Annotated in this window: 10 protein-coding genes and 1 pseudogene; 3 read left to right on the top strand and 8 right to left on the bottom strand. The window is 64.1% G+C overall.

What is annotated here, in order from left to right; all coding sequences use genetic code 11:
- Positions 1-140: 140 nt before the first annotated feature.
- Entirely contained in the window at positions 141-944 is an 804-nt protein-coding gene (ccsA, locus tag CMN27_RS13215) for a cytochrome c biogenesis protein CcsA (RefSeq protein ID WP_293627139.1), read from the top strand.
- Between the two features lie 67 nt (positions 945-1,011).
- Positions 1,012-2,349: an HlyC/CorC family transporter gene (locus CMN27_RS13210; RefSeq protein ID WP_293627137.1), complete on the top strand. Its 1,338-nt coding sequence runs from the start codon at positions 1,012-1,014 to the stop codon at positions 2,347-2,349.
- Positions 2,350-2,370: 21 nt separating this feature from the next.
- Here the strand turns inward: CMN27_RS13210 and radA are convergent, their stop codons facing one another.
- A complete protein-coding gene (gene radA, locus CMN27_RS13205; RefSeq protein ID WP_293627318.1) occupies positions 2,371-3,738 on the bottom strand; it encodes a DNA repair protein RadA in 1,368 nt (455 codons plus the stop codon).
- A gap of 212 nt (positions 3,739-3,950) precedes the next feature.
- Between radA and CMN27_RS13200 the strand changes: the two genes are divergently transcribed.
- Positions 3,951-4,940: an alpha/beta hydrolase gene (locus CMN27_RS13200; RefSeq protein WP_293627135.1), complete on the top strand. Its 990-nt coding sequence runs from the start codon at positions 3,951-3,953 to the stop codon at positions 4,938-4,940.
- A gap of 1,486 nt (positions 4,941-6,426) precedes the next feature.
- Here CMN27_RS13200 and alr read toward each other — a convergent pair.
- The 7 genes and pseudogenes from alr to CMN27_RS13165 all read right to left on the bottom strand — a co-directional run bounded on the left by alr (position 6,427) and on the right by CMN27_RS13165 (position 11,957).
- Complete coding sequence (gene alr, locus CMN27_RS13195) at positions 6,427-7,494, bottom strand: alanine racemase (protein WP_293627133.1); 1,068 nt, start codon at positions 7,492-7,494, stop codon at positions 6,427-6,429.
- 31 nt (positions 7,495-7,525) lie between these two features.
- On the bottom strand, positions 7,526-8,881 hold the full coding sequence (gene dnaB, locus CMN27_RS13190; protein ID WP_293627131.1) for a replicative DNA helicase: 1,356 nt from the start codon (positions 8,879-8,881) through the stop codon (positions 7,526-7,528).
- 314 nt (positions 8,882-9,195) lie between these two features.
- Positions 9,196-9,639, bottom strand: a pseudogene (rplI, locus tag CMN27_RS13185) (50S ribosomal protein L9); the annotation flags it as partial.
- Between the two features lie 9 nt (positions 9,640-9,648).
- Positions 9,649-9,879, bottom strand: a complete 231-nt coding sequence (gene rpsR, locus CMN27_RS13180) for a 30S ribosomal protein S18 (protein WP_006914321.1) — start codon at positions 9,877-9,879, stop codon at positions 9,649-9,651.
- Between the two features lie 12 nt (positions 9,880-9,891).
- The gene (gene rpsF, locus CMN27_RS13175; RefSeq protein WP_293627128.1) at positions 9,892-10,251 is read right to left on the bottom strand and encodes a 30S ribosomal protein S6; all 360 of its coding nucleotides are present in this window, start codon (positions 10,249-10,251) and stop codon (positions 9,892-9,894) included.
- A gap of 137 nt (positions 10,252-10,388) precedes the next feature.
- Complete coding sequence (gene rlmB, locus CMN27_RS13170) at positions 10,389-11,147, bottom strand: 23S rRNA (guanosine(2251)-2'-O)-methyltransferase RlmB (protein WP_293627126.1); 759 nt, start codon at positions 11,145-11,147, stop codon at positions 10,389-10,391.
- 102 nt (positions 11,148-11,249) lie between these two features.
- Positions 11,250-11,957 (bottom strand): OmpA family protein, encoded by a 708-nt coding sequence (locus CMN27_RS13165; RefSeq protein WP_293627124.1) that lies wholly within the window; start codon positions 11,955-11,957, stop codon positions 11,250-11,252.
- Between the last annotated feature and the right edge of the window lies 1 nt (position 11,958).

The following is an 11,958-nucleotide window of genomic DNA, read 5'->3' as shown; positions in this document are numbered from 1 at the left end:
GCGCCCAGTATAACGTCGCAGGGCGTGCCTGCATTCCCAACAACGATCAAAGAACGACCCGACAGCGACAACAGCGGCTCGCCCGGCACGAGAAATACGGCACAATGGCACTCATGGCTTACGAGTCCCCTGCATCCTGAATGGCACTGGTCGTAGTTGAAGTGCTGCTTGCCGCGCTGCTTTACGCAGGCGCCGCCGCGGCGGTATGGCGACATCTCGCCCGCGGCGCGCCCTACTGGCACGTCAGCGTACTGGCCGGGCTGGGATTGGCCGCCCAGATCGGCTCGCTGGTTCACCTGAGCCTGCATTCCGGCATGCTGGTGATCGGTCTGGGCACCGCGCTTTCCCTGTTCGCCTGGCAGGCGGCGTTGCTGTTGTGGCTGTTTTCGCTGCGCGAATCGGTCGGCGCGCTGGGGCTGGTGATCTATCCGTTTGCGGGGCTGTGCGCGATTGCCGCGCTGCTCGTGCCGGACTCGCACAGCGCCACGGAAGCCCTCGCCTGGCCGCTGCAGCTGCACATTCTGTTGTCGATCCTCGCCTACGGCCTACTCACGCTGGGCGCGGTGCAGGCCATTGTGCTCGCATTGCAGCATCGCCAGCTCAGACGCCGGCCGCCGACGGGCATGTTTACCCGCCTGCCCGCGCTGCAGACCATGGAAATACTGCTGTTCCGGCTCATCGGCGCGGGGTTTTTCCTGTTGAGCCTGGCGATTGCCACCGGCGCGCTGTTCATCGACGACCTGTTCGCCCAGCATCTGGTACACAAGACCGCGCTGTCGCTGGTCGCCTGGACGGTGTTCGCGGTGCTGTTGTATGGACGCTGGCGCTACGGCTGGCGCGGACGCCTGGCGGTACGCGGTGCGCTGGCCGGCTATGCGCTACTGGTTCTGGCTTATTTCGGCAGCAAGTTGGTGCTGGAGCTCATTCTGGGCCAACATTGGTAACGCGCGCGGCACCCGTGCCGATAGCTTAAAAACGCAACGCGTACTCATTTGATTCAGGGCTGACTTCTTGGACGCCATTTCGCTGCCGATCCTGTTCGGCATACTGCTGCTGATGCTCGTGTTATCGGCCTTCTTCTCGGGCTCGGAAACCGGGCTGATGACGCTCAACCGCTACCGCATGAAGCACCTGGCCAAAACCGGCCACGGCGGCGCGGCGCGCGCGGCGCATCTGCTCGATCGCCCGGATCGGCTGATCGGGCTGATCCTGCTGGGCAACAACCTCGTCAATATCGCCGCCTCCGCCGTGGCGACGGTGATCGGCATTCGCCTGTTCGGCAACGTCGGCGTGCTGGTGGCCACGGTGACGCTCACGGTGTTCGTGCTGATCTTTTCCGAAGTCACCCCGAAAACGCTGGCCGCACTGCATCCCGAGCGCGTGGCCTACCCGGCCTCCTATGTGTATGCGCCGCTGCTACGCGTGGCCTGGCCGGTGGTCATGGTGATCAACTGGGCCGGCAACGGCCTGCTGCGCCTGTTCGGGGTATCGGCAGACGATGCGGCGGCCCATTCGCTGTCTTCCGAGGAACTGCGCACGGTGGTGACCGAAGCCGGCGCGATGATCCCGCGCCGGCACCAACAGATGCTGTTGTCGATCCTCGATATGGAAAACGCTACCGTCGAGGACATCATGGTGCCCCGGAACGAGATCGTGGGCATCGATATCAGCAAGTCCTGGGCCGAAATTCTTGAGCAGCTGGTACACAACCAGCATACGCGCCTGCCGATCTTCGACGGCTCCATCGACGAACTGGCCGGCATCGTGCATATGCGCCGCGTGCTCGCGCTGATATCCGAAGACAATCTCGACAAGGACGCCCTGCTCGGACTGGCCCGTGAACCCTATTTCGTGCCCGAAGGCACGCCGCTCAACCAGCAGCTGCTCAATTTTCAGAACCAGCAGCGCCGGATCGGCTTCGTGGTCGACGAGTACGGCGATATCCAGGGGCTGGTCACACTTGAGGACATCCTCGAAGAGATCGTGGGCGAGTTCACGACCGACCCCGCCACCCGGGTCAAGAACGTCTATATGGACGGCGACGACAGCTATCTCGTCGATGGCACGGTGACATTGCGTTCGCTCAACCGTGCCATGGGCTGGAAGCTGCCCGTGGACGGGCCGAAGACGATGAACGGTCTGATTACCGAGCATCTGGAAACCATCCCCCAGCCCGGCACCAAGCTCAAGGTGGGCAAATACGTGCTGGAGATCGCCCAGACTCGCGCAAACCTGGTGCAAACCGTCAGGGTCAAGCCGCCCAAGCGCCGGCCGCGCCGCGCCGCGGGTGAGGATACCCCCGCCGACGAGGACAGGTCCGAGCGCCGTACCGACACGACGGACCGCTAGCCCGGCGTCGCCCCGCGTTCGCTAGGCGATCGCGTCGATCGCCTCGCTCAAGCGTGAGACGCCGACCACCGTCATCTCACCGACCTGCTTGCTGCGCGGCGTATTGGCCTTGGGCACGATCGCCCGGGTAAAGCCGTGCTTGGCAGCTTCGGCCAGGCGTTCCTCGCCGCCCGGCACCGGCCGGATTTCGCCGGCCAGGCCGATTTCGCCGAAGATCACCAGTCGCTCGCCGAGCGCGCGATCGCGAAAGCTCGACAAGGCCGCGAGCACCACGGCGAGGTCGGCCGCGGTTTCGGTCACCCGCATGCCGCCCACCACGTTCACGAACACGTCCTGATCGCCCAGCGGAATACCGCCGTGGCGATGCAGCACCGCCAGCAGCATGGCCAGGCGCTGGCCGTCCGGACCAAGCGCGACCCGACGCGGGTTGTGCAGCTGGGATTCGTCCACCAGCGCCTGCACTTCGACCAGCATCGGCCGCGAGCCCTCGCGGGTGACCATTACCGCGCTGCCAGGCACGGCGGTCTCGTGGCGCGACAGAAAGATCGCACTCGGATTGGTGACCTGCTTGAGCCCGGCGCCCGACATGGCGAACACGCCCAGTTCGTTCACCGCGCCGAAACGGTTCTTCACCGCGCGAATCACCCGAAACCGGCTGGAGGCCTCGGCTTCGAAGTAGAGCACCGTATCCACCATATGCTCGAGTACGCGCGGGCCGGCAATCGTGCCCTCCTTGGTCACGTGGCCCACCAGAATCAGTGCCGTGCCTGTCGCCTTGGCAAAACGCACCAGCATGGAAGCCGATTCGCGCACCTGCGACACGCTGCCCGGCGCCGAGGTGACCGCCTGCGAAAACACGGTCTGTACCGAATCGATCACGACCAGCTTCGGCGCCTGCGGCTTGGCCAGGGCCAGCACGCGTTCCACACAGGTTTCGGCCAGCACTGCCAGCTCGGCCTGATCCACGCCCAGGCGCTGGGCACGCAGATGGACCTGTTCCAGCGATTCCTCGCCGGTGACGTAGAGCGCCGGGATGGCCGCCGAAAGCTGGGCCAGCACCTGCAACAGCAGCGTCGATTTGCCGATACCCGGATCGCCGCCGATGAGAATGACCGAACCGGGCACCAGACCGCCGCCGAGCACGCGATCCAGCTCCGACAGACCGGTGGGCGTGCGCGCGGTCTCGGCCGGGCGGATCGCATTCAGCCGTTCGACCTGCGGCGCCGCATTGCCGAAACTCGCCGGCGCGCCGGCCCCGGGCTTGGCCGGCGCGGCAGCAACGCTTTCCACCAGCGTATTCCAGGCACCGCAATCGCTGCATTGCCCGGCCCACTTGGCATGGCTGGCGCCACAGGATTCGCAGATGAAAACGGTCTTGTTGCGAGCCATCAATACCTCGAAGATCTTGGCAGGGCGCGGTGAGCCGCCCTGCCATGGCGCCAGCCGGCCCGTGCCTGCACGCACGAATTAAACGTGCTGTGGTCAGAACAGACTTCCGGCACCGGAAAACAAACCGGCATACTAGGCGCTGTATTTCAGCGATGCACGCACCGCGGGCCGCGTTTCTGCGGCGGGGCAAACGACCAGCAACGAGGGTTTCGATGCACGAACGCCTGGATATCGACTTCATCAGCCGCGGAACCACCTGTCGCGCCTGGTTCTATCCCGCGCGTACCGATGCCCTTCGAACCGATGCCGGTGTGCCCTGCGTGGTCATGGCGCACGGCCTGGGCGGTACCCGGGATGCCGGTCTCGAACCCTATGCCGAACGCTTTGCCAGCGCCGGGCTGGCTGTGTTCCTTTTCGACTATCGTTATTTCGGCGCCAGCGACGGCGAGCCGCGCCAGCTTTTGTCAGTCCGGGCCCAGCTCTACGACTGGAAGATTGCGATCGCCGTGGCCCGCCGCCAGGCCGATGTGGACGCCGAACGCATCGCCCTCTGGGGCAGTTCCTTTTCCGGCGGGCACGTCATCGCGGCCGCCGCGCGGGATGGCCATGTCGCCGCGGTTACGGCCCAGGGGCCCATGATGGATGGTCTGGCCGCCGTGACCAACCTGGCCTCCTATGCCGGCATCCTGCAGCTGCTCAAGCTCACCTGGGCCGGCATCCGCGATGCCATCAACAACCTCGCCGGCGCCGATCCGTACATGATTCCCATCGTCGGCCGGCCGGGTACTTTGGCTGCGATGACCAGCGAAGACGCCTACGACGGCTATATGGCCATCACGCCCGACGACTGGCGCAACGAAATCGCCGCGCGCTTTGCACTGACCCTGGCCTTCTATCGGCCCGGCAAACGGGCCAACCGCCTGCCCTGCCCGGCGCTGGTTCAGATCTGCGATGAAGACAGCGTCGCCCCGCCCTGGGCGGCCGAGGCGACGGTGCTGCATGCCGGGGACTACGGACGCGAACGCCACTACAAGATCGGCCATTTCGATATCTATCGCGGCGCCGGCTTTCGCCAGTCCAGCGCCGACCAGATCGCCTTCTTCCACGAACACCTCACCCCGGATGCGATGGAAACGCGCCGGCGCGAGCGCGGTCGAGCCAAGCGCGAAGAGCGAAGCCGTAGCCCGATCAGCTTGCGGTAACTCTCGCACGGCCCTCAACAAGCGCTGCAGGCGCGATCGACGCGGAAGAAAAACGGTCCGCGAATGCACGCGAATGAAAGACAGCGCTTATCACTGCGCTGCTGACAGCAGATCACAGCCGCCGAGCGATCTATCTTTGGGCTAATTCGCCTGTCTTCGCGTTCATTTGCGCACGACCTGCCTGCTTCGGAAACAGCCCGCTGCGCTTCATGCGTAATCAAGAAACTGTTTATCCACAGATTACGCCGATTACGCCGATTTATTGATTTGGCCGGTGCAGGCGATCGACCGAATTGGCGGCCCGGCTTTGTAGGCAGCGGCCAGACGGAAAGGTCCGCAGATCGACGCAGATCACGCAGATCAAGACACTAAATGGCGGTCATTCACTGCCTTCCGACGCACATGCCGCGATCGTTTCTCTGTGTAATCTGCGCAATCTGTGGTTGCTCTTGAAGAACGAGGCCACCACGCGGTCGATTACCTAAACACGCATAGACCGTGCTGCGCCTGCGAACGGTCTCTAGCGAGCGGCGTGCGCATCAGACCGGCCGGCCTTGGCGCAATACGTCCTTGCCTTATTCGCGCGTCTTCGCGTTCATTTGCGGACAACCTGCTTTCTTCGGCGTAGGGGACTGAACTTCATACGTAGTCAAGAAGCCATTTATCCACAGATTACGCAGATTTATTGATTTGGCCGTGGCGGGCAATCGGCAGTATTGCGCCGTGGCTTGGGTGGCAGTGGCCGAACGGGAAGGTCCGCAGATCACGCAGATCAAGACACTCAATGGCGGTCCTTCACTGCCTTCCGACGCACATGCCGCGCTCGTTTATCTGTGTAATCTGCGCAATCTGTGGTTGCTCTTGAAGAACGAAGCCGCCGCGCAGGCAGAAAACCGAAACTACACTCGGCGGCGCCCGTCTGCGGATGGTCTTTAGCGCGTAGCACGAACAGCAAAGCAACGGCCTTCGAGCGCCTGGCCGTGCGCCTTATTCGCGTGTCTTCGCGTTCATTTGCGGAAAATCTGCCTGCAATTGGCTTTCATACATAATCCAAGAAGCCATTGATCCGCAGATTACGCCGATTACGCCGATGTGTTGACTTGGCCGTAGTGAGCGATCGGCCGCATTGGCGCTTTGGCTTTGGTGACACTCTCGGTAAGGCACCGTCCGCAGATCGACGCAGATCACACAGATAAAGACACTAAATCGCGGTCGTTCAGTGTCTTCCGGCGCATGTGCGGCGTTTGTTCATCTGTGTAATCTGCGCAATCTGTGGTTGCTCTTGAAGAACGAAGCCATCTCGCGGTGGATGACCGAAACCGCTTATAGGAGAGCCCATCTGTAGACTGAATTGAGCGTGCGGCGTGCACACACGGCCAGCTGATCTTCGCGCGATCTATTCTTCGCCTTATTCGCGTCTCTTCGCGTTCATTAGCGGACGATCTGCTTCGAGTACTGCCCACACATCCGGCGACGGCGGCAACGCTCACACCACCTCGAAGCGCACCCGCGGGGTCAACCGACAGAACAGCTCGTAGGCGATGGTATCGGCATGCCGGGCGACCTCGTCCACGTCGAGCCCGCCGCCCCAGAGGGTGGCCCGGTCGCCGACCCGGGCATTCGGTGCGTTGCGCAGGTCGACGGTGATCATGTCCATCGACACCCGCCCCACCAGTGGCACCCGTACGCCGTCGATAAGCACGGGCGTGCCCGAAGGCGCATGCCGCGGATAGCCATCACCGTAACCGATACCGATCACGCCCACGTCCATCGCCTCGGGCGTCCGCCAGGTCGCGCCATAGCCGACCGTTTCACCCGCGGCGATCCGGTTGCGTGCGATCAGGGGTGCGCTCAGGTGCATGGCCGGCCTGAGATCGTAGCTGGCCGCATCGCGATCGCACATGGGCGAGCTGCCATAGAGCATGATGCCGGGACGCACCACGTCCGCATGGGCCTCGGGCCAGGCCAGTACCCCGGCCGAGTTCGCGATCGAGCGCAGCCCGCTGCGATTGGCGCTCGTGCGCGCAAAGACATCGAGCTGGGCCTGGGTCTCCGGCCGTGAGGGCTCGTCGGCACAGGCCAGATGGGTGAGCCAGCCGACCACCTCGACGCGCTCGAGCTTCGCCAGGCGGGCCTCGACCTCGTCGACGTCGCTCGGCGCAAAACCCAGCCGGTGCATGCCGCTATCGATTTTCACCCAGGCCTTCAACGTCGGGCCCAGATACTGCTCGAGCGCGGCGAGCTGGCTGTGGTGGAAAATCACCAGTTCGAGGCCGTATTCCCCGGCCTGGGCGCAGACGAACTCGTCGAGCTGCTGGGAGAGCATGGCGACGGGCTTGTCGATACCGGCCCAGCGCAGCTGGAGTGCTTCATCGAGGCTGGATACGGCAAAGCCGTCGGCCTCGGCCAGCGCGCCGGCCACCGTCGCCGCCCCGTGGCCATAGCCGTCTGCCTTGACCGCGGCATAGACGCGGCGGTTCGGGGCGAGCGCGCGTACCCGCGACAGGTTATGCGCCAGCGCGCCGCGATCGATGACCGCCTGGGCACGAATCATGATGTGGCTCTCGATCGGCAGCGGCTCGGCATCATTCCATGAAGTCCTCGTCGTAGTGTTCCTGGAGGTTTTCGAAGCGCGTGAAATGCGACAGGAAGGCTGTACGTGCCGTACCCGTCGGACCGTTGCGGTGCTTGCCGATGATGATCTCGGCCACGCCCTTGTCGGGGGTGTCTTCGTTGTAGACCTCGTCACGATAGACGAACAGGATCAGGTCGGCGTCCTGCTCGATACCGCCGGACTCGCGCAGATCCGACATGCGCGGGCGTCGATCCTCGCGCTGTTCGAGCTGGCGGTTGAGCTGGGAAAGCGCGATCACCGGCACATCCAGTTCCTTCGCCAACGCCTTAAGTGAGCGCGAGATCTCGGAAATTTCGTTGGTCCGGTTTTCCTTGGTGCCGGGCACCTGCATGAGCTGGAGATAGTCGACCATCACCAGCCCGATATCGTGTTCGCGCTTGAGCCTCCGGGCGCGCGCGCGCATTTCACTCGGCGACAGGGACGGCGTGTCGTCGATGAACAGCCGCGCGTTCTCGTTCATGATGCCGATCGCCGAGGTGATCTTGGGCCAGTCGTCCTCGGTCAGCCGCCCCGAGCGCAGGCGCGACTGATCGATGCGCCCCCAGGAGGAGATCATGCGGATGACCAGCTGCTCGGCCGACATTTCAAGCGAAAACACCGCCACCGGCACCTTCTCCTTGATCGCGGCGTTTTCGACCATGTTCATCGCGAGACTGGTCTTGCCCATCGACGGGCGCCCGGCAAGGATGATCAGGTCGGCCGGCTGCAGCCCGTTGGTCATCTTGTCGAAGGTATGGAGCCCGGTCGGCAGGCCGGCGAACTCGTCGCCCTTGGACACCAGTTCCTCGATGCGATTGACGGCCTGGGTCAACAGCGAATTCAGCCCCTGCGGGCCTTCCCCGCCGCGCCGGCCGCGTTCGGCAATCGCGAAGATTTCCTTTTCGGCGGTTTCGAGCAGCTCCGAGGCGCTACGGCCCTCGGTCTCGAAGCCCATCGTGGTGATCAGATCGCCTGCCCGAATGAGCTGGCGCATGACCGAGTGCTCGCGCACGATATCGGCGTAGGCCTTGATATTGGCCGCCCCCGGAATATCCGCGGCCAGATTGCCGAGATAGCTCGCCCCGCCCGCGCGCTCGAGCAGATCGCGGCTACGCAGCCATTCGGTCAGGGTGACCAGATCACGCGGCTTGCCCGTGTCGGCGAGGTCGGCGAGCCCGCGAAACAGCAGGCGATGATCCTCGCGATAGAAATCGTCCTCGGAAATACGGCCGGCGACATCGTCCCAGGCCCGCTCGGAGAGCAACAGCCCGCCGACCACGGACTGTTCGGCCTCGATGGAATGCGGAGGAAGCTTGGCTTCGGCCATGGCGAATCGCCTGTCTACGCTAACGAAAAAGAACGCGTCGCCTGCGACAGGCGACGCGGATGAAGCTGGAGTTTACGCCCAGCACCGACCAAAAAAAACGCCGCCCGAAGGCGGCGTTTTCGCTAGGCACGATTGCCTCGACTGATCCTCGATCAGTTCTCGCGCTCGCCGAGCGGCGCATCGGCTTCGGTGCCGGTTTCGTCGGCCGGCTCGCCGGCGTCCTCAACGCGCTCGCCTTCGACTTCGTCGGCGGTGGCGTCTTCTTCGGCTTCATCGGCGGCACGACGCGGCGGCATGTTGATGCCCATGTCGGTCTTCTGGGCGACGATCACCGTCACCTCGACCTCGACCTCGGCATGCAGCTGCAGGGTCGCCGTGTACTCGCCCACCTGACGGATGGTGCCTTCGGTCAGGGTGACTTCCTTCGGGCTGACCTCGACGCCTTCTTCGGTGATGGCGTCGGAGATCTCCTGCGGGCCCACCGAACCGAAGAGCTTGCCTTCGTCACTGGCGCGCATGGCGATGACGTATTCCTTGCCACGCAGCTGCTGAGCGCGCGCGTTGGCACGGTCCTCACGCTCCTGCGAAGCGGCCTGCAGCTCGGAGCGGCGCTCTTCGAACACGGCCAGGTTGGCCTTGGTGGCCGGCAGCGCGATGCCGCGCGGCATCAAGAAGTTGCGGCCGTAACCGGGACGGACCTTGACGGTATCGCCCAGGTCGCCGAGGTTGCGGACTTTCTGTAGCAGAATGACTTCCACGGGTGCCTCCTAGGACGAATGCCGGTCGGTGTACGGCAGCAGCGCGAGAAAACGCGCACGCTTGACCGCGGTGGACAGCTGACGCTGATAGCGCGCCGCGGTGCCGGTGATACGGCTGGGAACGATCTTGCCGGTCTCGGTGACGTACTGCTTGAGGGTCTCGATATCCTTGTAATCGATCTCCTCAACGCCTTCGGCGGTGAACTTGCAAAAACGACGGCGACGGAAAAAACGGGCCATGGTCGAAACTCCTTAGCTGGCGTTGGCAGCAGGCTTGCGCTCGCCGCGATCGTCGGCGTTCTTGGCAAGCGGGGACGGGTCGGTATCGGCCTTGTGACGGGCGATCACCAGATGACGCAGCACGGCGTCGTTGAAGCGGAACGCGTCTTCGAGTTCCTCGCGGGCTTCCTGCGAGCACTCGACGTTCATCAGAACGTAGTGCGCCTTGTGGATCTTGGTGATCGGATAGGCCAGCTGACGACGGCCCCAGTCTTCGTGGCGGTGGATCGTACCGCCGTCGTTCTCGATGATGCCGCGATATTTTTCCACCATCGCCGGCACCTGCTCGCTCTGATCCGGGTGGACCAGAAACACGATTTCATAGTGTCGCATTGTGTTTCCTTTCGGGTTGCAGCCCCCGGTGCGATCGGATTCGATCTGCCGTGGAGCAAGGACTGCGGCGCGAACGCCGCGAGGCGCGGTAGTCTAAGGGCTTGCCGCGCCCAACGCAACGCGCGTCGCGCCGCGATTCATGTCGTGATGCCGGCCTGGCGCTGACGGCGTGCCTCGAACAGCGCCACCCCGGTCGCTACCGACACATTCAGGCTTTCCACATCGCCCGCCATGGGAATCGATACCAGCGCATCGCACTGGCGCGCGGTGAGCTCGCGAATGCCTTTTTCCTCGCCGCCGGCAACCAGTACCAGGCGCTCCGGCAGCGCTTCGTCGTACAGGCTGCGCTCGGCACTGCCATCGAGGCCGACGGCCCAGAAACCATCCTCCTGCAGGCGTGCAATCGCGCGGGTGAGGTTGGTGACAGGCACGAAGGCCACGCGCTCGGTCGCCCCGGCCGCGACCTTGTGCACCGCCGCGGTCAGGCCGGCCGCGCGTTTACGCGGTGCGATCACCGCCGTCACCCCGGCAGCGGCCGCGCTGCGCAGGCAGGCACCGAGGTTGTGCGGGTCCTGGACCTGATCGAGCGCCAGCACCCAGGGGCGTTCGGCACGAGCAAGCAACTCGGGCAGATCGGATTCGCGCTGTTCGCGAGCGAGCGCGAGCTGCGCGATACAGCCCTGGTGGCGCACGTTCGGCAGCATGGCATCCAGCGCGCTCATGTCGGCGCTTGTAATCGCGACCCCGCGCGCGCCGGCAGCCTGGCGCAGTGCTTCAGCGCGCCCGTCGCGGCGGCCGGTGGCCAGCCAGATACATTCGAGGTCGCGCTGTTTCTCCAGCGCGCTCATTACCGCATGAAAACCGCCAATCAGGCTCTGTTGCTGCGTATCCGTCATTCAACGCCTCGTTTCATCCGTGGGCGCATGCAAAGCGCTCAATCAAGAAAGCCCGGCAGAACCGGGCTTTCTCGACGACATATACCTGCCGATGGTTCGTACTTACGAACCCAGGTACGGCGGTTCCGCGAACGCCTGCGATTCCTGACCTTCCACGATGGGCTTGATCACGATATCCACACGGCGGTTCTGGGCACGGCCGGATTCGGTGCTGTTGCTGGCGATCGGCTCGGACTTGCCCCGGCCCCAGGTCAGCACGCGCTGCGAATCCACGCCGCGGCTGGTCAGGAATTGGGCCACGGACTGGGCACGCTGCTGCGAGAGCTTCATGTTGTACTCGTCGCTGCCGGTGCTATCCGTGTGGCCCACCACATGGATGGCGGTCTTGTCGTAGTTCTTGAGCGTTTCGGCGATCTTGTTGAACGTGCTCTGGGCATTGCCAGAAAGCGTGGCGCTGTCCACCGCGAAGGAGGCATCGCTGGCCACGCCGATCTTGAGCGCATCGCCGTTCAGGCGGGTGAGATTGAGCACGTCGCGTGCCTGCTCGGCCTGAAGCTTTTCGTTGAGTTCCTTCTGCTGGTTGTCCATATAGCGCCCGGTCGCGCCACCGGCCAGCGCGCCGACGGCCGCGCCGATCGCTGCGTTGGTGCTGGACTTGTCGCCGAGCTGCGAGCCGGCGATACCGCCCAGCACGGCGCCCACGCCCGCGCCGATCTTGGTCTTGCGGTTCGGATCACCCGCACAGGCGGTCACGAACAATGCGGTGCACAGCAGTGCCACCAGCAGGATTACGGAATTCTTTCGGGTCATG

This window comes from Salinisphaera sp., from assembly GCF_002729955.1.
Lineage (GTDB): Bacteria > Pseudomonadota > Gammaproteobacteria > Nevskiales > Salinisphaeraceae > Salinisphaera.
The sequence above is the reverse complement of the archived record's forward strand: the minus strand, read 5'-3'. Positions and strand labels throughout refer to the sequence as shown.

Bases quoted from the DNA above. Each gene is read 5' to 3' on its own strand.
- ccsA (WP_293627139.1), top strand. From the start codon at position 141: ATGGCACTGGTCGTAGTTGAAGTGCTGCTTGCCGCGCTGCTTTACGCA.
- radA (WP_293627318.1), bottom strand. From the start codon at position 3,738: ATGGCTCGCAACAAGACCGTTTTCATCTGCGAATCCTGTGGCGCCAGC.
- CMN27_RS13200 (WP_293627135.1), top strand. From the start codon at position 3,951: ATGCACGAACGCCTGGATATCGACTTCATCAGCCGCGGAACCACCTGT.
- alr (WP_293627133.1), bottom strand. From the start codon at position 7,494: ATGATTCGTGCCCAGGCGGTCATCGATCGCGGCGCGCTGGCGCATAAC.
- dnaB (WP_293627131.1), bottom strand. From the start codon at position 8,881: ATGGCCGAAGCCAAGCTTCCTCCGCATTCCATCGAGGCCGAACAGTCC.
- rpsR (WP_006914321.1), bottom strand. From the start codon at position 9,879: ATGGCCCGTTTTTTCCGTCGCCGTCGTTTTTGCAAGTTCACCGCCGAA.
- rpsF (WP_293627128.1), bottom strand. From the start codon at position 10,251: ATGCGACACTATGAAATCGTGTTTCTGGTCCACCCGGATCAGAGCGAG.
- rlmB (WP_293627126.1), bottom strand. From the start codon at position 11,147: ATGACGGATACGCAGCAACAGAGCCTGATTGGCGGTTTTCATGCGGTA.
- CMN27_RS13165 (WP_293627124.1), bottom strand. From the start codon at position 11,957: ATGACCCGAAAGAATTCCGTAATCCTGCTGGTGGCACTGCTGTGCACC.